Source organism: Brevibacterium sp. HMSC22B09, from assembly GCF_001806795.1.
GTDB lineage: Bacteria > Actinomycetota > Actinomycetes > Actinomycetales > Brevibacteriaceae > Brevibacterium > Brevibacterium ravenspurgense.
In genome coordinates this window covers 184,818-206,969 of record NZ_KV786004.1, presented here as the reverse complement: position 1 = coordinate 206,969, position 22,152 = coordinate 184,818, and the positions used below count along the sequence as shown (strand labels likewise).

The 22,152-nt window shown below is 61.8% G+C and carries 22 protein-coding genes; 4 read left to right on the top strand and 18 right to left on the bottom strand.

Annotation, left to right across the window (positions count from 1 at the left end; all coding sequences use genetic code 11):
* Positions 1 to 552: 552 nt before the first annotated feature.
* The 4 genes from HMPREF3087_RS03250 to HMPREF3087_RS03235 all read right to left on the bottom strand — a co-directional run bounded on the left by HMPREF3087_RS03250 (position 553) and on the right by HMPREF3087_RS03235 (position 3,610).
* On the bottom strand, positions 553 to 1,317 hold the full coding sequence (locus tag HMPREF3087_RS03250; RefSeq protein ID WP_070428028.1) for a TSUP family transporter: 765 nt from the start codon (positions 1,315 to 1,317) through the stop codon (positions 553 to 555).
* 211 nt (positions 1,318 to 1,528) lie between these two features.
* On the bottom strand, positions 1,529 to 2,329 hold the full coding sequence (locus tag HMPREF3087_RS03245) for a septal ring lytic transglycosylase RlpA family protein (RefSeq protein WP_070428027.1): 801 nt from the start codon (positions 2,327 to 2,329) through the stop codon (positions 1,529 to 1,531).
* 113 nt (positions 2,330 to 2,442) lie between these two features.
* The gene (locus HMPREF3087_RS10655) at positions 2,443 to 3,120 is read right to left on the bottom strand and encodes a septal ring lytic transglycosylase RlpA family protein (RefSeq protein ID WP_218078845.1); all 678 of its coding nucleotides are present in this window, start codon (positions 3,118 to 3,120) and stop codon (positions 2,443 to 2,445) included.
* A 70-nt stretch (positions 3,121 to 3,190) separates the two neighbouring features.
* Positions 3,191 to 3,610: a hypothetical protein gene (locus tag HMPREF3087_RS03235; RefSeq protein ID WP_070428026.1), complete on the bottom strand. Its 420-nt coding sequence runs from the start codon at positions 3,608 to 3,610 to the stop codon at positions 3,191 to 3,193.
* Between the two features lie 113 nt (positions 3,611 to 3,723).
* On the opposite strand from HMPREF3087_RS03235, the gene HMPREF3087_RS03230 reads away from it, so the two are divergent.
* Positions 3,724 to 4,065, top strand: coding sequence for an RNA polymerase-binding protein RbpA (locus HMPREF3087_RS03230; RefSeq protein WP_019174989.1), 342 nt, complete (start codon positions 3,724 to 3,726; stop codon positions 4,063 to 4,065).
* A gap of 134 nt (positions 4,066 to 4,199) precedes the next feature.
* Here the strand turns inward: HMPREF3087_RS03230 and HMPREF3087_RS03225 are convergent, their stop codons facing one another.
* Entirely contained in the window at positions 4,200 to 4,928 is a 729-nt protein-coding gene (locus tag HMPREF3087_RS03225) for a polyprenol monophosphomannose synthase (RefSeq protein ID WP_070428025.1), read from the bottom strand.
* Positions 4,928 to 5,878: an amidohydrolase family protein gene (locus HMPREF3087_RS10605; RefSeq protein ID WP_083272001.1), complete on the bottom strand. Its 951-nt coding sequence runs from the start codon at positions 5,876 to 5,878 to the stop codon at positions 4,928 to 4,930. Before HMPREF3087_RS10605 ends, HMPREF3087_RS03225 begins: the two co-directional genes overlap by 1 nt.
* A 61-nt stretch (positions 5,879 to 5,939) precedes the next feature.
* On the opposite strand from HMPREF3087_RS10605, the gene HMPREF3087_RS03215 reads away from it, so the two are divergent.
* Complete coding sequence (locus HMPREF3087_RS03215; protein ID WP_070428024.1) at positions 5,940 to 7,643, top strand: 5'-3' exonuclease H3TH domain-containing protein; 1,704 nt, start codon at positions 5,940 to 5,942, stop codon at positions 7,641 to 7,643.
* Between the two features lie 17 nt (positions 7,644 to 7,660).
* A complete protein-coding gene (gene secA2, locus HMPREF3087_RS03210; RefSeq protein WP_070428023.1) occupies positions 7,661 to 9,916 on the top strand; it encodes an accessory Sec system translocase SecA2 in 2,256 nt (751 codons plus the stop codon).
* Between the two features lie 2 nt (positions 9,917 to 9,918).
* Here the strand turns inward: secA2 and HMPREF3087_RS03205 are convergent, their stop codons facing one another.
* The 12 genes from HMPREF3087_RS03205 to dop all read right to left on the bottom strand — a co-directional run bounded on the left by HMPREF3087_RS03205 (position 9,919) and on the right by dop (position 21,725).
* Entirely contained in the window at positions 9,919 to 12,615 is a 2,697-nt protein-coding gene (locus tag HMPREF3087_RS03205; protein ID WP_070428022.1) for a DEAD/DEAH box helicase, read from the bottom strand.
* A gap of 14 nt (positions 12,616 to 12,629) precedes the next feature.
* Positions 12,630 to 13,436 carry a twin-arginine translocase subunit TatC gene (gene tatC, locus HMPREF3087_RS03200; RefSeq protein ID WP_083272000.1) on the bottom strand — a complete coding sequence of 269 codons (807 nt, stop codon included), beginning with the start codon at positions 13,434 to 13,436 and terminating at the stop codon, positions 12,630 to 12,632.
* On the bottom strand, positions 13,433 to 13,705 hold the full coding sequence (tatA, locus tag HMPREF3087_RS03195) for a twin-arginine translocase TatA/TatE family subunit (protein WP_062021417.1): 273 nt from the start codon (positions 13,703 to 13,705) through the stop codon (positions 13,433 to 13,435). Before tatA ends, tatC begins: the two co-directional genes overlap by 4 nt.
* 16 nt (positions 13,706 to 13,721) lie before the next feature.
* Positions 13,722 to 14,648 carry a WYL domain-containing protein gene (locus tag HMPREF3087_RS03190; protein ID WP_070428021.1) on the bottom strand — a complete coding sequence of 309 codons (927 nt, stop codon included), beginning with the start codon at positions 14,646 to 14,648 and terminating at the stop codon, positions 13,722 to 13,724.
* Positions 14,641 to 15,657: a helix-turn-helix transcriptional regulator gene (locus HMPREF3087_RS03185; protein WP_070428020.1), complete on the bottom strand. Its 1,017-nt coding sequence runs from the start codon at positions 15,655 to 15,657 to the stop codon at positions 14,641 to 14,643. The genes HMPREF3087_RS03190 and HMPREF3087_RS03185 overlap by 8 nt, the downstream gene beginning before the upstream one ends.
* Before the next feature lie 2 nt (positions 15,658 to 15,659).
* Positions 15,660 to 16,034, bottom strand: coding sequence for an FKBP-type peptidyl-prolyl cis-trans isomerase (locus HMPREF3087_RS03180; RefSeq protein WP_070428019.1), 375 nt, complete (start codon positions 16,032 to 16,034; stop codon positions 15,660 to 15,662).
* Between the two features lie 12 nt (positions 16,035 to 16,046).
* Positions 16,047 to 16,967: an FKBP-type peptidyl-prolyl cis-trans isomerase gene (locus tag HMPREF3087_RS03175; protein WP_070428018.1), complete on the bottom strand. Its 921-nt coding sequence runs from the start codon at positions 16,965 to 16,967 to the stop codon at positions 16,047 to 16,049.
* 75 nt (positions 16,968 to 17,042) lie between these two features.
* Positions 17,043 to 18,503 (bottom strand): Pup--protein ligase, encoded by a 1,461-nt coding sequence (pafA, locus tag HMPREF3087_RS03170; protein ID WP_070428017.1) that lies wholly within the window; start codon positions 18,501 to 18,503, stop codon positions 17,043 to 17,045.
* Positions 18,500 to 19,186, bottom strand: a complete 687-nt coding sequence (prcA, locus tag HMPREF3087_RS03165; protein ID WP_062021400.1) for a proteasome subunit alpha — start codon at positions 19,184 to 19,186, stop codon at positions 18,500 to 18,502. The genes pafA and prcA overlap by 4 nt, the downstream gene beginning before the upstream one ends.
* Complete coding sequence (prcB, locus tag HMPREF3087_RS03160; RefSeq protein ID WP_070428016.1) at positions 19,183 to 19,986, bottom strand: proteasome subunit beta; 804 nt, start codon at positions 19,984 to 19,986, stop codon at positions 19,183 to 19,185. The genes prcA and prcB overlap by 4 nt, the downstream gene beginning before the upstream one ends.
* On the bottom strand, positions 19,983 to 20,180 hold the full coding sequence (locus HMPREF3087_RS03155) for a ubiquitin-like protein Pup (protein WP_019175004.1): 198 nt from the start codon (positions 20,178 to 20,180) through the stop codon (positions 19,983 to 19,985). Before HMPREF3087_RS03155 ends, prcB begins: the two co-directional genes overlap by 4 nt.
* 3 nt (positions 20,181 to 20,183) lie before the next feature.
* The gene (dop, locus tag HMPREF3087_RS03150) at positions 20,184 to 21,725 is read right to left on the bottom strand and encodes a depupylase/deamidase Dop (protein WP_070428015.1); all 1,542 of its coding nucleotides are present in this window, start codon (positions 21,723 to 21,725) and stop codon (positions 20,184 to 20,186) included.
* 32 nt (positions 21,726 to 21,757) lie between these two features.
* Between dop and HMPREF3087_RS03145 the strand changes: the two genes are divergently transcribed.
* Entirely contained in the window at positions 21,758 to 22,135 is a 378-nt protein-coding gene (locus HMPREF3087_RS03145; RefSeq protein WP_062021392.1) for a DUF3054 domain-containing protein, read from the top strand.
* Positions 22,136 to 22,152 lie beyond the last annotated feature (17 nt).

Genomic DNA, 22,152 nt, shown 5'->3' with positions numbered 1-22,152 from the left:
GGGTCAACGCACTCTAGAACCGGAAGAGCCCTTAAACGTCTGAATTGTTACTCGAGAATACGATAGCTATCGGGGCAATGGAATACCCTGCTGAAAGCGCTGCCATCCGCGTTGCCCAGACCGTCGGGCGGTAAACGAATCTGTGATTCCGATACTTACCGCCTCCAAAAATGTGCATCAACAAGGATGGATGGGTCCCAGTTAGCGATCCGCGACGATGATACGAGTTTGGCTTTCGGTCCCCGACTTTGTCGAAGCCGAAGGACAGCGATGCCACCACCTGCCGAAGTTTTCTGAGTTGCGAGGGTCCTCAAGCCCGGGCGTTACGACCTTACGACCGTAGTTGTCAGCGAAATCGTTGTGCTGGTCGACCGGGTTTTCGGCTTTCACGTACTATCCACGTTTGTGATGGCTTACGCTTACAGTGTCCGCCGGAACTTGGAGCCGACTTTGGTGCGGTTGGAGGGCGGATCGATGAGATCAGTGCGCCGATGGCGACTGGCAATATGGTCGCACCGACTATTGTGAGTGTAGGTAAGCCAGGGGAGCGGCTCAGGCGAAGAACTGGTCGTAGGTGAGTTTGCCCGCCATGATGACGACAACGCAGAGAATCACGATGCGGACGAAGCCGGCGCCGCGACCGAGCACCATGCGCGCGCCAATGCGGGCGCCGATGATGTTCGTTACGGCGAGGCCCAGGCCCAGCAGCCACAGGACATCACCGCGCAGCCCGAACACAATGAGCGCGCCGAGATTGGTAGCGACGTTGAGGACCTTCGCCCAGGCTGCACTTGTCATAAAATCTCCGCGCATGAGCGCCGTGAGAGACATGATGAAGAACAGGCCGGTGCCGGGCCCGAATGCGCCGTCGTAGATGCCGATGGCCAGAATGATCGCTGCACCTGCTGTCCACGAGCGCTTTGACATAATGCGCGGCTCGCTGTCACGGCCAAAGGATGGGCGCAGCAGGACGAAGAAGCCGACGGCAACGAGGACGACGATGATGATCGGCCGCATGATGTGCTGATCAACGCTGGCAGCGATGAGCGCGCCGATGGCCGCGCCGACCAGAGCCAGGGGAGCCCAGCGCAGAGCGCCAAGAGCGTTTGGAACGCGGCGAGCGAGAGTAATGGCGGCACTCGTCGTGCCGAAGACCGCGGCGAACTTATTGGTGCCAAGTGCCTGAGCGTTCGTCAGCCCCGGCGCCATGATCATGATGAGCGGCAGCAGAATGAGTCCGCCGCCGCCGACTACAGCGTCAATCCACCCGGCTGCCAGAGAGCCTGCGAGAAGCACGGTGATGACTGTCGTCGACATCGGGGAAGCGGCCTCTCAATCTTTACTTAACATAATGTATATTATCGGCGCTTATGGCAAAGGTGGCGTCACAGGACTGTTTCGCTGGCGAAGTCTCTGAGCTCAGACCGGATTGTCTGCTTGCTGTGCGGGACACGGCGCACTGCGCTCAGCCTGTCGTGACATACAGAAAGCGGCGCACTGCGCTGCGCCGCTTTCTGTATGCGTTATGTCAGAGAACCTGCCACTTGACGGTAGCAACTCCGTCGCCGCCGATCTGGTTCATTGCGGCGGTGGAAAGGTCCAGGCAGCGATTGCCGTGGTACGGTCCGCGGTCATTGATGCGGACGGTGACAGACTTTCCGTTGCTTGTATTCGTGACCTTGACGCGACTGTTGAAGGGCAGCGTTTTGTGTGCTGCGGTCATTGCGTTGCGGTTGAACCGTTCGCCGTTGGCGGTCTTCCTGCCGTGGAAGCCGTCACCCTGGCCGTAGGTCGAAGCTGGGCACGAACCGGCCTTGCCCGATGCCTTTGTGTTCTTCGGCTTGCCGCTGTCGCTGGCAGCGGCACCTGAGCCGGCCTTGTTGCCGCTCTTCTTGGAGGTACTGCCGGTCTTGCCGGAGCTGCCCGCGGAGTTCGAGCTGCCTGCATTGCCCGACTGGGTGTCTTCAGCCGGCTCTTCTTCCTTGACGGACAGAGAACGCGCGCTGTCTTTCTGCTGCTTTTCGGCGTCCTTGGCAGCCTTTTCGGCAGCCGAGGTGTCGGGTTCGTCTGCCGCCGGAGCCGCATTCTGGGTGAACTGGGTCTGTTCTTCTTCTGCGCTTGGCGTTACAGCGAAGCCGGCTGCAACGATGCTTGCCGCAGCTGCGGTCGGTACGGCAATTGCTGCCAGGACCGGGCGGCGGCCTGCAGAGGCGAGAACTCCAGCGGCAGACTTCGGTTCGCTCCCGTAGCGCCCACGCTTGGACGAACGGCGAAAGAGGTCAAAAATGCTTCCGGAGGCCTTGGTGCCTTCAGCGCGGTGTTTGCTCACAGATCTTCCAATCGCAGATGAAAGTTTCGGAACGATAACGCAATGCTATATCAATTCGTAACGGAAAGGTAACGGAGCTGGGGTGTGTTTGAGCACGTTCCCCCAAAGGCGGTTTACAGCACCTGGTAGGAAACAGTGATGACGCCGGCTCCTGTTCCGCCAACAGCCTTCATTGCCGCGGTCGAAAGGTCGAGGCAACGGCCTGCAACGTACGGTCCGCGGTCATTGATGCGAACCGTGACGGACTTGCCGTTTGCCTTGTTCGTCACCTTTACGCGGCTGTTGAACGGCAGTGACTTGTGCGCGGCAGTGAGGTCGTTTGTGTTGAAACGCTCACCGGTGGCGGTCATCTGATCCTGCCAGTAGTACGAGGCCTTGCACGTGCCACCCGATCCGGATGCCTTGGTGTTGGCCTTTGGTTCAGACTTGCTGGACGCGCTCTTGCTTGATCCGCTCTTGTCAGAGGAGCTGTTGGCCTTCTCCCCCGCGTCCGAATCGGACTTTTCGGGTGCAGGCAGGGTCATGGAACCGGAAGCCTTCTTCTGTTCCTTTTCGGCCTTTGCCTGGGCGTCCTTCCGCTGCTTGTCGGCAGTGTCGTCTGTCGTTGCTTCGGGTGCGACCTTGCTTTCGAAGGCCTGCGGTTCTTCTGCGGCTCCGGGAGCGGCGGCGAAACCGGCAGCCGTAATCGCAGCTGCTGCAGCGGTTGGAACCGCGATGGCAGCAAGAACCGGACGTCGGCGGCTGGCGCGCAGAATGTCGGATGCCCGCAGGGTCTTCGAAGCCTTCGGCACAGTGTCACCTCTCGTTGCGAATCTGTAACGAGAGGCAAGTTTAGGTAACAAACAGATTACGAAGCAAGCTCTACGCGCGGTCCTCGTTGTGATCTGTGCCGGAAAAACGCCGTGCGGCAGACTTAGCTTTCGTGCGCGCTCCGGCAATTCCGCTCTTCACACCGTCGGTTGAAGCTCCGCTCATTTTTCCTATGCGTTCGACCGTCGTATCAATGCTGTCGCTGACCCTATCGATGAGTCCTCCGTCAACGGCTGCTGCACCCGCGGCTGTTTTTGCTGTGCGCGCTGCAGCTGATCCGGCGCTCTTGAGCCTCTCCCCTGCCGTTTTCGCCTGGCCGGCGAACTTGGACACCGACTGTGCCGTGCGCTCAACGCGTGTGCGCGCTTTCAGATACGTCATATGGGCGCGTTTGAAGCTGGACTGTTCTTCTTTTGTCCACACGCCGTCGGGTTCGATCGGTTCGCAGTGCGTGCGCGGGGCGTCGTTCATACATGTGATTGTGGCACCTTGGCCTTAACGGGTCGTGTGTGCCGGGAATACTCGGCGGCGTTAGACTTGTTGTCTGCTTGAATACCCGCCCACCGAGTGAGAGGTTCAGTCACATGAGCGAACGCAGCCTGCGGGGCACCCAGCTTGGCTCCCGGTCCCTGGAATCGGAAGTCGGTGTCGAGCCGGCACCTCGTCAGCTTGTCGAATTCGTTTGCGAAGACGGCCACCGGTTCAAAGTTCCGTTCTCGACGGACGCAGATGTTCCGGACACGTGGGATTCCGGTACTCACGGCATCGGCATGCGCGTTGGTGTGTCCGAAGTCGAAGAAGAGGACGCTAAGCCCGCCCGCACTCACTGGGACATGCTCATGGAGCGCCGGTCGATGGAAGAGCTCCAGGTGATCCTGGAGGAGCGCCTGGCTATTCGCCGCGGCGAGAAGGCCCCCGAGGTCTGACCGCCCGCCCGCTTAAACTTGTGAGGGCCCGAAGCAGGAATACTGCTTCGGGCCCTCTTCTGTTGGTCTGCCTCCCTGGCCGCGGCCGGGTTCTTCTGGCGAGGTGCCGCCGGGCTTCCGCTTGCTCTGTTCAGTCAGCGACGCAGAAGGCTGCGCACCTGCTGACTGCGGCGCTGCAGACCCCAGCGGGCAACATTGACGAAAGCCTCGCTGATGATGCTGCCGGACATCTTCGAAGCTCCCAGCTCACGTTCAACGAAGATGATGGGCACCTCGACAATCCTTGCCCCGGCACGGCGGGCACGGACGGTCATATCGATCTGGAAGCCGTAGCCGTGGGACTGCACACCGGCCAAGTCGATCCGCTGCAGCAGATTGCGCGAATAGGCGCGGAAGCCGGCAGTCGCGTCGGCCACGTGCAGCCCGATCGCCACATTGGCGTACAGGTTGGCTCCGCGGGAAAGCACATTGCGGTTCAGCGGCCAGTTGACTACCTCTCCCCCGCGCACCCAGCGAGATCCGATGGCCAACTCAGCTCCGCCTCGTACGGCTTTGAGTAGCAGAGGCAGGTCGCGGCCCCGGTGAGAACCGTCGGCGTCCATCTGGCAGATGACGTCGTAGTCGTGGGCCAGCGCCCACGTGAAGCCGGCAACATAGGCCGGTCCCAGGCCTGCCTTTTCGGTTCGGCGCATAACGTGCACGCGGTCATCGCCGAGCTCGTCAGCCCAGTCGGCTGTTCCGTCCGGGGAACCGTCGTCAATGACCAGAACATCGACATCAGGCGAGTATTCGAATATCGCCTTCAGCGTGTTCGGCAGCGATTCGCGTTCGTTGTACGTGGGGATGCAGACGAGTACGTGCATCAGGAGTCCAGTTCGACCGGTTCGCCTGCGCTCCACAGCGACACGAGCTCCGGAAGCGGAGTGCCCGGGGTCAGATCCGGCAACCCGGGCGTTCCTGAACGCGGGTCTGTGCTCCACGCCGCAACGCGTTCGTCAGCAGCCTGAACAACCAGGTTCTCAACCTTCCACCGTGCAATGTCCGCACGGCTGCCCGGCGCGATCACTCCCCCGCCGAAGTTGCCTAGCGCACGTTCGGCAAAACGGGTCAGGCAGTTGAACGCTGCACGACCGCTGACGGTGGAACCGGGGGCGAAAATCGCCTGCCGCATGGCCTCCCACGGTTCACATGACGAGGCGAAGCTCACCTGTGCGCCCTCGCGCAGCAAAGCACCGACCGGCTGGGCAAAAGCGCGCGGGTCCACAGTCAGCGGAAGGGGCGACTGACCGAGCGGGCCTGCGAAGTCTTCGGGAATCTGCACATTGGCGAACACGCGCCAGCCATTGCGGGCCGCGTGGCGCTTGAAGTCCGCGTCTGCCAGAGCCTCGATATAGCTATTCAGGGCTTCGAGGTCATCAAGGATGACATACACGGCTGCGTCAGGGCGGTCGTCCGGCAGTCCAACGTGAGCACGTCGGTCCCCCGCACCGTCGAGGCTGTAGCCGACAACGCGCAGCGGACCAGCATGCTCTGCGAAGGTCCTAAGCTGCTCGTCGGTGCCGATTGCGTGGACAGACACGATTCCGGCCGCAAGAAAATCACGCGGGGTCGCTTCTTCGCTGCGCAGGTCGACCGTTGTGATCATGGCCGGGGCAGCGAAATCATCGTGCAGATCAATGAGCTCAGAGCCCATTGCCTGCGCGGCCTCATCGCCGCCCACCCAGTCCACGACGTCACCGCTGACAGACGCGGCCGTCGCAAAGGGGTCGGCACTGCTGTAGACATCACCGTTGTACAGAACGAAATTCACCACCCTGCGATTCTTGCAGACGTTCCCCCCGGCGTGTGATGGCGGCTCGGGTAGGCTGAGCCGCGTGAGCAGACTCGTCGTTCTCGATACCCCCGCCCTGTACTACCGGTCTTTTTACGCTCTGCCCTCGAGCATCACAGCCGCAGACGGCACACCGGTCGGGGCTCTGCGCGGCCTGCTGGACACAATTGCGGGCCTGGCTGACGATCTTCGCTCCACGCGGATCGTCGCAGCCATGGACGGCGACTGGCGACCGGACTTTCGGACAGCCATCGTCCCGGAGTACAAAGCTCAGCGCGTACAGGACGAAGAGACGGGATCGGAAACTCCCGACGACCTCAAACCGCAGATCCCCCTCATCCGCGAAGCCCTCCGCCTGGCGGGGATACCGGTTCTTGAGATCCCGGGTACCGAAGCTGATGACATCATCGGATCCTTTGCCGCCCAGATGGGCCCAGACGACGAACTGGTGGTGGTCTCCCCCGACCGAGACCTCATTTCAGTGCTGCGCGAAGACCGCAGAATCCAGCTGCATCGGCCCCGTCCGAAGGGCCAGTGGGCACCGCTGACATATGCGGATGTGCCCACCGAATACGGGGTTAAGGGTGGGGCTCCGTACCGCGAAATGGCCGCCCTGCGCGGGGACCCTTCCGATGGTCTGCCCGGAGTTCCCGGCATCGGCGAAAAGACCGCGGCAAAGCTGCTGGCCGGCTACGGCGGCCTGGACGAACTCTTCCGTGCGGCAGCCAGCGGAGCAAAAGACCACGGCCTGAGCCCCAAGCGCGCTGCAGCTCTCCTAGAGAACGAAGACGCAGTGCGCCGAGCCGAAAAGGTCATGACGCTTCTAGAAGACCTCGATGTCCTGTACGCCGCCCAGGATGCCGCGGCGGTGCCGCAGCGCATGAACCGCGAAGCACTGCGAGCATTCGGCACCCAGTGGAGCACAGACCGGGCCGTTGCCCGCCTTCTGAAGACACTGGGTGGCGAGGTGCCGCCGACACCCGCAGGCACCTCGCCGGCTGCTGACCGACGGGTGAGCAAGAACCAGCTCCCCGCCTTCACGGGCCCGTCCTGGACCACGTCCGAACTGTGGGGTTTCGACCTCGAAACCACAGGACTGGACCCGCACACCGTGCATATTGTCACGGCCGCCTGTGTGCGCCTGGGCAAGGTTGAAGGCGGCATCGAGCCGCTGGAGATCCGCACGTGGCTGGCCGATCCGGGAATTGAGATTCCCGAGGCCGCGAGCAGCGTGCACGGCATCACCAGTGACTACGCGCGTAAGCACGGAGCAGACCGCACCGCCGTTGTTGCCGAAGTGATTGCCTGCCTTGAGAACATTCGCCGCCGCGGCGGCAGCGTTGTCGGACACAACATCGTCTACGACCTCACGGTGCTCGAAGCTGAACGCCGCCACTTGGGACTTCCCACACCCGTTGCCGATGTTCTGCCGCCGATCTTCGACACCCTGGTCCTTGATCGGGAAGTGGACCGTTTCCGCAGGGGCAAGCGGACGCTCGCAGACCTGTGTACCGTGTGGGGCGTCGAGCTGGACAACCACCACGACGCTCTGGCCGATGCGACTGCCGCCGGCTGCATTCTGTGGGCCATGGCGGACAAACATCAGCTGCTGGCTTCTGGATCGGGCGAAGAGCTGCACGCAGCACAGATCGAATGGAAGCGTGCACAGGCAGCTGATCTAGAAGAGTTTCTGCGTTCCAAAGGGCGCCACGCTACGATAAACCCCGATTGGCCTCTGGAAATCTAAAGCTGAGAGGAACGACTATGGGCTTTTTCGACCGACTGCTGGGCCGCCCCGGAGCGCAGGCAGACAAACGCGTCGGCTGGTTCGCAAAAGCCCAGAACGACCTCGATCGCTACGGCGATGAGTACGCGGATCTGCCGGATGAAGAACTGGCAGAAACCGCAGCGAAGCTGTTCACCCTGGAGGACCGCCGCGAATCACTCACCCGCTACGCGGCGCTTGTGCGAGAAGCTGCTGACCGGGCGCTGGGCGAACGGCCCTACTTCACACAGCTGAAAGGCCTCATCGGCTTGCTCGACGGCATGGTCGTGCAGATGCTCACGGGTGAAGGCAAGACCCTTGTCGGCGCGATGGCTGCAGCCGGCTACGCGCTTCAGGGCCGCACCGTTCACGTGGTGAGCGTCAACGACTACCTGGCCGCCCGTGACGTCGAGTGGATGCGTCCCCTGTTCGACCTGCTGGGAGTGACCGCAGCATCCGTGGGCGAATCTGATTCGGAAGAGTCTCGCCGAAAGTCCTACACGCAGGAAGTCGTGTACGCCTCGGTGCAGGAAGTCGGCTTTGACACTCTGCGCGACCGTTTCCTCACTCAGGGCCAGAAGCCCCGCATTGCCCAGCGTGATGTCGTGATCGTCGACGAGGCTGACTCGGTTCTCATTGACGAGGCGAGGGTTCCGCTGGTTTTGGCCGGCACCGCAAGCGTCGAGCAGGTCGATGCCGAGATCACGCGCCTTGTTGCCGGGCTGGAAGCCGGCAAGCACTACGAACTGTCTCACGATCGCACCGCTGTGTCCCTGACGGAAGCCGGCATCGACGCCGTCGAAGAAGCCCTTGGCGTGGACCTATACGGTGACGATGCGGAAACGCTGGCCGCGGTCAACCTCGCCCTGTACGCACTGGCCGTTGTCCACCGGGATGTCGACTACCTCGTTGTCGACGGCAGCATCAAGCTGATTTCGGATTCCCGAGGCCGCGTTGCTGACCTGCAGCGTTGGCCAGACGGCCTGCAGGCCGCCGTTGAAGCCAAGGAAGGCCTGACAACGTCGTCATCCGGTGAAATCCTCGACCAGATGACAGTCGAAGAGCTCATCCAGACCTACAGCACCGTGTGCGGTATGACGGGTACTGCGCTGGCCGTCGGCGATGACCTCAAAGAGTTCTACGACCTCGAAATCAGTGCTGTTGAGCCCAACGAGGAGGTCATCCGCATTGATGAGCCAGACCGCCTGTACACGTACCAGGAGTCCAAAGAGCGGGCTATTGTCGACCAGGTCCTCGAAGAGCACCGCGAAGGTCGGCCGATCCTGATCGGCACCCGTTCGGTTGCTGAATCCGAAAGCCTCGCGCACAGGCTCAAGCAGCGCGGAGTCGAGGTCAGGGTTCTCAACGCCAAAGACGATTCACGCGAAGCAGACATCATTGCCCGGGCCGGTGAATCCGGCGCTGTCACCGTGTCTACCCAGATGGCAGGCCGCGGAACCGATATTCGCCTAGCTGACGACGAGGCACGCGACGCGGGCGGTCTGCTCGTCATCGGCGCTGGCCGCTATGACTCATCACGTCTAGACGATCAGCTGCGCGGACGCTCGGGCCGCCAGGGCGACCCGGGAACATCAGTGTTCTTCACCAGCCTGGAAGACGAACTGCTCACCCGCGTTCCCGAAATCCAGCGCTTTGTGGAAGACGGCGACGAAACCGGCTTCATCCAGTCGCGCAAAGCGGCCCAACTGGTCGAACACGCCCAGCGCATGGCTGAAGGTGAAAACACCGGCGTCCACCGTGACACCCGGCGCTTCAACGACCTCATGTCGAAGCAGCGCAAACAGGTGCTCAGCCGCCGCGAGGCTGTGCTCACGGAGGACTACGGCATTGACGAGCTGCTGGAGAAAGTCAGAGACCGTGACGACGTCAAGTCCGCAGGCGACGACGCTGTTCGTGACGCGCTGCGCGATATTCTCCTGTTCCAGATCGACGACCGCTGGGTTGCTCACCTGGCGTTTCTGAACGATCTGCGTGAAGGCATTCACCTGCGCACACTGGCAAAAGAGCGTCCGCACGAGGCGTTCAACAAGGAGTCCATGGCGCAGTTCAGCCAGTTCTGGTCAGACGTCATGGCAGGCACCGAAGACGTGCTCGAGGAAGTCGAATTTACCGCTGACGGGGTCGATCTGCCGGCCATCGGCATGAAGCGGCCGTCCTCAACATGGACTTATGTTGCCGCCGAATCGACCTTTGGTTCCGATATCGAGGCTGTGGTCAAGCGGATTCGCCGCTGATATCAGTAGTGGTCCATGACCACGCCGCGGCGCATAGCGTCTGCAGCGCGAGCAATCGTCTCCGCCGATTCTGGGCCAACAACGTTCTCAATCTGGCCGAGGACGTCGAGTGTCTGCTTGGCCCAGCGGACGAAGTCACCGGCTGAGATGTCTGTGCCCTCGAGCGCTGCGGCAAGATTCTTGCCGTCTGTCCACCTGTAGATCGGCACGGCAATCCCGGATTCAGGCTCTGGGGTGATGGCCGTTCGAGCATCGCTTTCGGTCTTTGCGAGTGTGCGCCACAGGTCTTCCAAAGCACCCACGCACTGTCGCAGAGTTTGAGTGGGCATGCGCGTATGGGTCAAAAGCTCGCGCCTGCTTTCATACACGAGGCACGACGCCATTGCCGCAGCTTCCGGCTCTGTCAGACCCTCCCACAGTCCGGCGCGCACCGACATGGCGATCAGCAGGTCCCGATCACCGTAGATGCGCCGCAGAATCGCGGTGTCATCCGGCAGGAATTCCAGGGTCCGCAGAACCGAACAGACTCGGTCGAACACCTCGGCAATTGACGAGGTGCGCGATGTTATCTGGCTGGTGAGCTTTGCTCGGTCGCGTTCAAGCCGGTGTGCCCTTTCGGCCCACCGGGCGTGCTGTTCGCGTTCGGGGCATTCATGGCACGGGTGGGCGCGCATCTGCTGGCGCAGCGCGTCGACATCCTCCGAACCGACCTTAGGACCCTTGGTCTTGCGCACCTGAACAGTGGCGGGATCTTTGACGCGTCCCTGTTCAATCGCCTGATCCAGGATGTCGAGCAGGCGGTTGCGTTCACGCGGATTGCGGTGATTGAACTTTCGCGGGCTTTTGATTTTGCCGAGGCTCACCGCAGGTTCTGTGACTTCGTGCGGGCGCAGGTGCCACACCTTGCCTGCGCTCGTGAGCACGGTCGGCAGACGCAGGCCGGTGTGGTCATTGTGCATGGGATTGAGCACAACGCATGCGCCGAATTTCAGCCGCGACGGCAGGAGGACGACACTGCCGAACTGCAGGTGCGACAGAGATTCGACAACGTCGCGCTGCTTGAGCTTTGTGCGCTGCTTGCCCGCCTGCTTCTCCATTTGCGCAATGGAAAGGCGGTAGCCGAAGTACTCCGAGAAATCACCCCGGTCGCACTGTGCTGCCTCCCTGTAGCCGGCAAGCGCTTCGTCCGTTTTGCGCACCCGTTTGGCAAGGCCGACAACTGATGAGTCGGCCTGGTACTGGGCGAACGAGGTTTCCAGCACCTTCCGTGCGTCATCGTGAGTCATGCGGGCAAGCAGGTTCGCAGCCATGTTGTAGGTGGGCACAAAGCGGCTGTTGAGCGCGTAGGTTCGCTTAGAAGCAAGGGAGGCGATGTCAGCGACTTCGATCGTGGGATGCCACACCGTGACCGCGTGCCCCTCGATGTCGATGCCGCGTCTTCCGGCACGGCCCGTCAGCTGCGTGTACTCCCCCGGCGTGATCTGCACGTGGGATTCGCCGTTGAACTTCTTGAGCTTGTCGAGCACCACCGAACGGGCCGGCATGTTGATGCCCAGAGCCAGCGTTTCGGTTGCGAACACAACCCGCATGAGTCCTTCGACGAACAGCTTTTCGACAAGCTCCTTGAACTGCGGGATGAGTCCGGCGTGATGGACGCCGAAACCGGACATGAGACCGGCGGCGAAAGAACGGAAGCCGAGGACACCGAGGTCTTCGGCGACCAGGGACTCTTCGAGTTCTTCCAAGGCAGCAGCGATCTTGCGCTTTTCGTTCTTCGTGGTCAGGTCCAGACCCGCGGCCAAACAGTGATCGAGCGCTTCATCACAGCCCTTGCGACTGAAGATGAAGAAAATGGCCGGCAGCAGCGACAGTTTGTCGAGTTCCGCGATGACAGCAGCCCGAGCCGGGCGCATGAAGCGGTGCCGAGCTCCGCCTCGGCGGCGGTCCCGGCGGGAGCCGAAACCGGAGTACGGGCGGACAGCCGCCTCGAGACCCTTGTTGATGTCTTTGCCGTTCGGCGCGAACAGCGGCATCAGATCAGTGCCGACGGCCACGTGGTTGTGCAGCGGAACCGGACGGTGTTCGGACACGATGATGTCGGTGGTGCCGCGAACCTCAGCCAGCCAGGCACCAAACTCTTCCGCGTTCGACACGGTTGCAGACAAGCTGACAAGCAACACGTGTGCCGGCAGGTGGATGATGACCTCTTCCCACACCGGTCCGCGGAACCTGTCCCCCAGGTAGTGCACTTCATCGAGCACCACGAAACCGAGCTCAGACAGATCAGTGCCCGAATAGATCATGTTGCGCAGAACCTCGGTTGTCATGACGACGATCTGCGCATCGCGGTTGATGCTCGTATCCCCAGTCAGCAGACCAACGCGGTCAGCCCCGTACGCCTCAACGAGCTCATTGAACTTCTGGTTGGACAGAGCCTTAATCGGCGCGGTGTAGAAGACACGCACTCCGCGGGCAACAGCCAGCGCAATCGAGAACTGAGCGACAACAGTCTTACCAGCACCCGTGGGTGCGGCAACAAGAACAGAGTGATCATCCTGCAGACTGCGGCATGCGCGCAGCTGGAAGTCATCGAGTTCGTAGTCCAGGGAACGGCGGAAAGCCTCCAGTGGTGAACCCGCTTCGCTCTGGCGCTGGAGAAACTGTGAATATGCGTCAGCCGGAGACAGGTTGGATTCCATGCCCTTCAGTCTACTCAGTCAATCGGTTCGACCCACGTGCCGTCGGCGATCCGGCGGCGCTTGCGGCCCCGATCGATGATCGCGCAGATGAGCCATGCCAGGAAGAACATGAACAGCATCGGGATGACCAAGTAGAACATCGACACGGCATCTGGTGTGGGCGTGGCAATAGCCGCGAAGACGAACACGAGCACCACCAGCCAGCGCCACGAACGGCGGATGGTCCGGGCTGAAAGAAGATCGAGCATATTGAGGCCCACCATGAGGACAGGCAGCACGAAGGCAGCACCGAAGGCGATGATGACGACGGTGACGAACGACAGGTAGTCCTGTGCGGGAACGATGTACGAGGTTCCCTGCGGCACGAGTCCGCCCATTGTGCGCACCGCATTGGGCAGAGCGAAGAACGCAAGGGCGCCGCCGGCTAAGAAAAGCGGCAGCGCGGTGCCGAGAAAGCCGATGGTGTAGAGCTTCTCCTTGCGGTGCAGCCCGGGCATGATGAACGCCCAGATTTCGTACAGCCACACCGGGGCAGAAAGAATGATGCCGATGAAGATCGAGATTTTGATCTTCATGTCGAAGGGCGAAACAACGCCGGCGAAATTGAGCATGGCGGTTTTACCATCCGCTGCTGCAATGTCATCCAGCGGCTTCTGCAGAAGACCGAGAACGTCGTCGTAGAGGAACCAGCCGAGAACCGAGGCGATGAGCAGGGCAACGGCTGCCACTATCGCCCTGTTGCGAAGCTCCCGGAAATGATCGAGGAGCTTCATCCGCTTCTGCGGATTGCCCTTCAGCGGCAGGCGCTTGCGCGGGCTCACTTTCGCTTGTCGTCGTCCGCTTCGGTCTGCGCCGATGCCTGTTCGCCGGCGCTGTCAGAGCTGCCGGGCTGTGCGTTCTTTGATTCGATGGAACTGGGGTCCTTGGGAGCTGAGACGCTCGGTTCGTCCTTGCCGAAGTCCTTCATTTCGTCGCGGAAGATCTTCATCGACTTGCCGACGTTCTTGGCGACACCGGGCAGGCGGGAAGCGCCGAAGATCAGAACGATCACCAGAACGACGATGACGATTTGCCAGATTCCGGGTCTCACATGTGCTCCTTAGTTGTCAGCGTGCCCCACCAGTGTACTCGCCTGCTTCGCCTTGTTCGATAACGCGCTTCAGAATGCCGAGCGCGTTGGCCAGATCGGGTACTGGGTCGATTGAGCGGATCCAACGGCCCCACTGCAGAAGCTGACGATCCAGCCACGCCTGAGAGAGAACCGTGATGGTGCCGTAGGCGATGCCTGCTGCGTCGTCGAACTCAACGTCGCGAAAGGCGAACTCGTCGAGTATCCACGCCGCTGCCGAGGCGAAGCCGAAGCGGTAGTCAATGGGTTCTTCTGTTTTCTGGGGTGCGGGAACGATGTCGGCGGCGCCGTCTGCCAGAGCGGCTGTTTCGATGTTGTCGACGCTGAACGTGCGCTCTCCCCCGGAGGTTTCACAGTAGGCGTCGAGGTACCAGCGGCCGGCCAGCCGCAGTCCGTGGGGACGGATGACGCGGCGGGTGAGTTCGTCCCGAGATGTGACGTAGTAGTCAATCACGATGGGCGTGCCGGAAGCTGAAGAACTCTGCAGGGCGCGGCGCAGGTCATCCGGAACGGCGGGCACGTCGACAACGGGCTCAGCCGAACGGTCGGCTGACTGCAGCTTGGCGCGCAGGTCCTCGATGCCGGCGACGTCAGGGTGAGCAGCCTGCAGATAGTCAAGCGCCACAACGAGGCTCGAGGCTTCCGCACCGCTGAGCCGCACAGGGGCATCGACTTCCGCAGCGTTCTCAATGAAAACGCCGTCGGGTCCCCAACGAGCGTCAATGAGGTCATCCGGCATGTGGCCGGGCCGACCGCTGACGAACAGCAGCTGAAGATCGTCTTCGATCGTTTCAACAGGGACGTTGAAGTGGGCGGCGAGGTCTTCCAGCTGAGTACCGGGATTCGCCGTGATGAAAGGAACGAGCCCCAACAGGCGCGACAGTCTCTGAGTTGCTTCACACATGCGCGTCTCCCCTGTTGTCAACCGACTCCAGTGCCGCCAGGGTGGCCTGAGCAAGCTCCACGTGGGCTTCGCGCAGTTCCTGCGGGGAGACAACGCTGACGCTGTCGCCGAACCCGAGCAGCTCTTCGGCGAAGGACTGCAGATCAGCAAACGGCACCTCGTACGTCCCGTCGGCGGTTTTTGTACCCCTCAGACGCAGGGGCCGGCCCTTGCCGGGCACGAGGCGGAGCACGGCTTTCTGCGTGCGGGTTCCGGTGTGCGCGGTCTCGCCGACCGCGCGGGGACTGACCGCGAAGTCTTCCGGCACTGCGTCGCGAAGAGACTCGGCCAGGGGCGTGATGCGTCCGACGATGCGGGACAGGCGGAAGGCACGCTGCGCTTTGCGCTCGAGGTCGTAGCCGACCACGTAGGTCTTCTCACCGCGGGTCAGCAGACAATATCCAACGACTTCGCGCCGCGAAGGGGCTGAGCCGGGCTTTCGATACTGAAAGCGCATGGGGCGCCGGTCAGCCACGTACTCCATGACTTCGGCATAGCGGCTATCAACAGCACGCAGATCAAAAGCCGCGGCCGTGTCGATGCTTCCTGCCGGAGGGGCGGCTTGGCCACGCAGCTTGTTCACGGCTGCGATTGCCGCGCCGGAAACAGCGGAGCTGCGCATGACGTCGAGTGCGGCAGCCAGAAGCGAAATGTCCTCGGGACTCAGATCGATGGGCGGCAGCAGGTAGTCTTCGTCGCTGATCCGGTAGCCGTAGGCGGACTCGCCGGTGAACGGGTCGGACCAGTCGGTCGTGCTGATCTCAATGCCCAGATCCCGCAGTGCCTTCTTGTCGCGGTTGAACATCCGGTCGAAGGCTTCATCGTCTTTGTCGCGGTAGTCCGCGATTGTCTGGCGCAGAACATCGCGGTCGAGCCAACCGGAAACCGACCGCAGCGCGATGAGCAGGTTGAGCAGGCGCTCAGTCTGCCGACGCGCGCGGCCGGTCTTCGGACGGTCGATATCGGACATCGTCAGGCGATGGCCTCGAGATCGCAGACGAAGATGAGCGATTCACCCGGTGCGATGACGCCGGGCACGCCCTGGTTGCCATAGGCCAGGTGAGAGGGAATCCGCAGGGTGCGACGGCCGCCTACCTTCATGCCGAGCAGACCCTGGTCCCAGCCGGGAATGACCATGCCGACGCCGACGCGGAAGTTCAGCGGCTGACCGCGGTCCCAGCTGGCATCAAACTGTTCGCCAGTGGAAAAGCCGACGCCGACGTAATGAACGCTGACGGTGTCGCCGGCCTCGACTTCGCGGCCGGTACCCTCAATGTCGTCAATGATTTCGAGTTCTGTTGGGGCGCTTTCGCCGGGGAATTCGACTTCGGGTTTAGTGCGGGACACGAGAATCTCCAATCAGTTTGCGGCGAGAATGTCGACGACGAACACGAGAGTTTTGTTTGGGCCGATGTTCGGTGGGCTGCCGGCTTCGCCGTAGGCCTTGTCCGGCGGTGCAATGAGCAGAACCTGCGAACCGACCTTCTGGCCTTCAAGACCTTCGGTCCAGCCCTTGATCACGCCGTCAAGCGGGAAAGTGGCCGGCTGACCACGATCCCAGGACGAGTCAAAGGTCTTCGAGGAGTCATCCCACAGCCACCCGGAGTACTGAACCGTGACTTCCTGGTCCTTGCTGACCTTGGGGCCGTCACCTTCGATTGTGGGTTCGACGATGAGCTTCTTCGGCGGATCGCCCTCGGGCTTGCTGATCGACGGCTTGCCGTTCTTATCGCGGCTGACCTGTGGGAGATCCTTCTTCTGCGGAAGCTCCTTGCCTTCGGCACGGGTCTTGAGCTCTTCGGTCTTCACAACGTCGATGACGTACAGGATGCTCGGTCCGTTTTCGCCCGGGGTGGCGAGAACAACGCGGGAGCCGACCTTCTGTCCAACGAGAGCATTGACGAGTTCCTTGGCGACCTGCTCTTCGTCCATGGGGAAGCCGGAGGGCTTGCCCTGGTCGTAGGTGGTCTGCTGGTTCTTCGGATCGCTGCCGTCGACGGTCGTCATGTGGGCGGTGACCTGTTCGCCGTCCTTGATGACGTCGCCGTCGCCTTCCGTGTAGACCTTTGATTCGGCCTTTTCGACGGCAAAGGGAGCGTCGAACTCAACCTTCGGCTTTTCGTCTTGCTTACCGCTGACCTTGACACCGTCGAGGCTCGTTGTTTTGGCATCCTGTGCCTGTTCGGTGGCTGTGCTTTCGGCCGTTTGATCGTCGCCCTTAGAGCAGCCTGTCAGAAGAAGAGCTGCGATGGCGGCGGAACCGATCACCTGTCTGCGCACGTAGATACATCCCTTTCGATAGCTCACGCCAATCCTAGTGGGGCGAGTCTGGGCTTCGGCTGAGTGTCCTCAGGCTCAGATGACCGGTTCGGCCAGAGCCTCTGTCAGGGCGCGAGCCCTGTCGTCCTCAGTTGCGAACGGATCGCGGAGAACCACGGCCTTCTGAGTCTGGTCATTCAGTCGCAGGTGCACCCAGTCGACCGTGAAATCACGGCGGTGTTCCAACGCCTGTGCAATGAATTCACCGCGCAGTTTGGCTCGAGTGCTCTGCGGCGGTGTGCTCATTGCCCGCTGGGAGTCTTCCCAAGACACCGAGCGCTGAGCCAAGCCGGCCTGTTCGAGTTTCGGGAACAGGCCAATGCCGGGGGTGACATCGTGGTAGGCGTAGTCGAGACGCGTGATCTTCGGATCTTTCAGGCTTAGGCCTTCGCGTTCGAGGTAGCGGTCAAAGAGCTTCTTCTTGATGACCCAGTCGATTTCAGTGTCGACCGAGCTGAAATCACCGCTTTCAACTGCCTCGAGAACGCGCTTCCACCGGTCGAGTACGCGCTGTGCGGTTTCGTCGCTGCCGAGGCTGTGGTCGCCCCTGTCTGCGAGCTGCTGGGCGTGCTCCCAGTAGAAGCCCAGCAGCTCAAGCGGGGTCGTGGTTTCGCCAGAGCGCAGCTCCAGCTGAGCAGTGCCGGTGAGGTCGCGGGCCACGGTGCGGATATCTCGGATGGGATTGCGCAGAGTGTGGTCTGCAAGGGGCACACCGGTTTCCAGCAGGTCAAGCACGAGACCTGCCGAACCGACTTTGAGTTCGGTCGTGGTCTGCGACATCGAGGAATCGCCGACGATCACGTGCAGTCGGCGGTATTTTTCGGCATCGGCATGGGGTTCATCGCGGGCGTTGATGATCGGCCTGGAGCGGGTGGTCGCTGATGACACGCCCTCCCACATGACGTCGGAACGGCCGGATAGACCGTAGACGATATCGCCGTGCAGCGGTTCGACCTTTGTCGCGTGGCCGCTGAGCGACGCCCGCTGGGAGTCAGCTGCGGGCATATCGGTACTGGCGCGGGCTGGAATGATGCAACCGGCACCTGCAATGAGCTGCCGGACCACGAGGAACGGCAGCAACGAGGTGGTCAGGCGCGTGAAGTCCATGGTGCGGCGCACGAGGAAGTTTTCGTGGCTGCCGAAGGAATTGCCCGCCGAATCGCGGTTGTTCTTCAGCATGTGCGCCGTGCCGTCGAGCCCGTCAGCTTCGAGTTCGTGCTGGGCGGTCTCGAGATTCTGCGTCAGCAGCAGGGTGCCGGCTTCTTCTTGCGCAACGAGCTCATCGAGCGTTGAGCATTCCGCAGTCGCATATTCGGGGTGAGATCCCACGTCCAGGTACAGGCGACCGCCGTTGGCCAAAAAGGCGTTGGACGAACGGAACCTGCTGACGACCGGTTTGAACAGGTAGCGTGCGGTTTCTTCGGGGCCGAGGTGCCTGCCGCTGCCGGCGGAGTAGGTCAGACCGTACTCTGTCTCGATGCCGTAGATGCGCTTCATGCTTCTCCCCCGATGATCTGCTCGACGATCTCTGTGTTCAGCCGGCGGAATGTTCTGTGCCCTTCAGCGTTGCGGTCCAGCAGTGCCGCTTCGATGTGCTGGGCGGGAATCGGAGCGTCAGCACCAAGAGCGCTGGCTGCCCACCGCAGGACTTCTGCACTCGTCATGGCGGTCGTGTCGATTTCAGCCAGCTTCTGGCTGTGCGCTTCCGAGTCCCCGCCGATGATGACCGCACTGGCCTCATCGGCAACTGAACCGTCATAGGACAGCCTGTAGATCCTGTCGTCGTCAGCATCAGCACCGAGTTCGGCGACGATGATCTCAACCTCGAAAGGTTTCGATTCGGTCGTGAAGACAGAGGCCAGCGTCTGGGCGTAGGCATTTGTCAGCCCTCGCGCAGTCACATCCGCCCTGTCGTAAGAGTATCCGCGCAGGTCCGCATAGCGCACACCGGCCTGGCGCAGCGACTCGAACTCGTTGTACTTGCCGACTGCTGCGAACCCGATTCGGTCGTAGATTTCAGCAATCTTGTGCAGTGTTGTCGACGGGTTTTCGGCAACGAGCGCAATCCCGTCTGAGCAGCGGGCAACAAGGACGCAGCGGCCGCGCGAAATCCCCTTCCGGGCAAACTCAGCCCGGTCCTTCATGAGCTGTTCGGGTGAAACGTAGAAGGGCATGCTCATGCCGAACCGCCTCCTCGGCGTGCTGCGACCTCGGCTGCCGCGGCCAAAATGACGTCAGTCTCGACTTCCCTGGCACCGTCGGAGTCAACCACCATCATGGTCGGCCCGATGCGGCGGATGAGGTCTGGTCCGGCGGTTCCCGAATCGTCGTCGGCGGCGTCGAAAAGGGCTTCGACTGCCACCTCGACAGCGGCTTCTTCGCTTAAGCCGGGATTCCACCGCTTTTTGAGCGAACCGCGGGCAAAAGTCGAACCGGAGCCCACCGAGTGGTAGTCCTCTTCTTCGTACCTGCCGCCCGTTACGTCAAACGAGAAGATCCTGCCGGGAGTTTCGCCTTCTGCCTTCTGGTCGACACCGGCGAACAGCGGAACAACGGCGAGACCGCGCAGTGCGAAGCCGAGATTGGCTCGCAGCATTGAAGCCAAACGGTTGGCTTTGCCGTCAAGGGACAGGACCGTGCCCTCGATCTTTTCGTAGTGTTCGAGCTCCAACTGGAACAGCCGGACGAGCTCAAGCGCAATCCCCGCGGTTCCGGCGATGCCGACAACCGAGGCGTCATCGGCCCGGTGAACCTTCTCCATGGTGCGGCTGGCAATGAGCGAACCGATGGTCGCTCGGCGATCGCCGGCCATGAGCACACCATCTGCCGTTGTCAGTGCGACGATGGTCGTAGCGTGCGGGGCGATGCTGTCCGACACTGGAAGGTCACCCGAAGGCAGCACGTGCGGGGCAACAGTCCGTGCGAACTCAACAAAGGAGTTCGAGGCGGTGCTCAGATAGGCGGATGACAGACCTGTCACTGTCCGCCCTTCTGCACGAAGTTCTTCACGAAGTCTTCGGCATTGGTCTCCAGTACGGAGTCGATGTCATCGAGGATGTCGTCGAGACCCTGCGTGTTGATCTGTGCCTGGCCTCCGCCGACGTTCAGATCGCCGGGTTCTTCCGGTCCTTCTGCTCCGCCTGAGTGCCTGTGAATCTGATCCTGACCAGCCATTGTTCACATCCCGTAGTCGTCTGTGCTGTTGTTGTCGATTGTAGTGACACCGAGTGCAGCCAACAGGCTGTCGGTGTCAACGGCCCTGCTCAGCCGCTCTTCAAGAAGTTCGCGTGTGCCCTTGAGCGGTTCGCTCATGGGGATTCTGACTGCAGAATCGCCCCGGCGCATGACGATTGACTCCCAGCTGGCGGCAACGAGGTCTTCGCGCAGCCGGTCGACGACCGTGCCGCGCAGATAGGCGCGCGTGTCCTCCGGTGGGGTCGTCATGGCGCGCTCGACCTCTTCGTCAGTCGTGAGCCTGCGGAAGCGTCCTGCCCGCTCCAGGCGGTAGAACAGTCCCTTCTCCTGGCGGACGTCCGTGTACTGCACGTCGATGAGGGCGAGCTTCGGGCTGTTCCAGTCGAGGCCCTCACGCTGGCGGTAGCTGTTCATGAGCGCCAGTTTGCCAACCCAGTCAATCGAATCGGCCAGGCTCATGGGGTCGGTTGCAAGTCCTGTGAGCAAGCGGTCCCATTCCGCAAGCACCTGCGCGGTCTGTTCGTCACTCGGATCTGCTGCATTGGCAGCCGCAGTATGGAACTCGCGCTGAATTTCGAGTGCAGTCATGGTCGACCCATCAGCCAGTTCAAGCGGAGCGCTGAGGCTTAAGTCGTGCGACACCGTCTGCAGTGCGGCCACCGGGTCAGCCAGCTCGATGAAGGGTGCCAGGCCCTGTTCGATCAGGCTCAGCACGAGACTCGTAGAGCCGAAGCGCACGAAAGTGGCGACTTCGGCGAGTGTCGCATCGCCGATGATGACGTGCAGGCGCCGGTATTTGACAGGGTCAGCGTGCGGCTCATCGCGCGTGTTGACGATCGGCCGGCGCAGGGTCGTTTCAAGCCCCACGCACTCTTCGAAGAAGTCTGCCCGCTGAGAAATCTGGAAGCCGGGTTCTTCGCCTTCCCTGCCGATGCCGACCTTGCCGGCTCCGCAGAAAATCTGCCGCGTGGCGAAGAACGGCAGCAGCCCTTCGACAATCTTCTCGAAATCGGTGTTGCGGTCGACGAGGTAGTTTTCGTGTGTACCGTACGAGGCTCCCTTGGAGTCCGTGTTGTTTTTGTAGAGGTCGACAGGCTGCCCCGTTGTCAGCAGCTGTTTGACGGCCTCTTCTGCTACTCGGTCGCCCGCGCGGTCCCACGTGACGATGTCGCGCGGATTGGTGACCTCCGGCGATGAATACTCGGGATGAGCGTGGTCAACATAGAGGCGCGCTCCGTTTTCCAGCACAACATTGGCCAAGTACTGCGCTTCCGGCTGCGCCTGCGGCAGGTGGGTCAGCTGCGATTCGTGCGCGTCGGCAAGGTTCATGAGAAAGCCGCGTGCGTCTGCCAGCGGTGTTTCCGAACCGAAGTCCCAGAAACTCTGCGCGGACTTCAGGCCGCGCGGGCCCGCGTAGGCATCGACGACACGCGCGGAGTCTCGCATGGGCGCTTGCGGGCGACCGCCGACGGCGACAATGCCGAACTCGGTTTCTGAGCCCATGATCCGCTGGACGGTGATCATTGTGCCTCACTGCCTTTCGTAGACTGTGGCCTGTGGCTAAGCGTTCTTCTCATATTTTCACTGCACTCGTCGCCGACATCATCTTGGTGATCGCCTTTGCGGCTGTCGGCTTCTACACCCACGCCCAGGTTCTCACGGTCGACGGTGTTGTTCAGACCTCGTGGCCTTTCCTGGTGGGCCTTGGGTGTGCGTGGATTCTCAGCGCGGCTTGGACCGCTCCCCTGGCCCCCATGCGCACCGGTGTTGCGATCTGGTCGACGACGATCCTGCTCGGTATGATCGTCCGCTTTGCAGTGGGTGCGGGAATCGCCGGGCCGTTCATCATCGTGGCCTCCGCTTTGAACTTCCTGACGCTGGTGGGCTGGCGTGTGATCGCCCGCGCTGTCGGCGGGCGATCAGCCAAACGCTGAAGCACGCACAGGGGCAG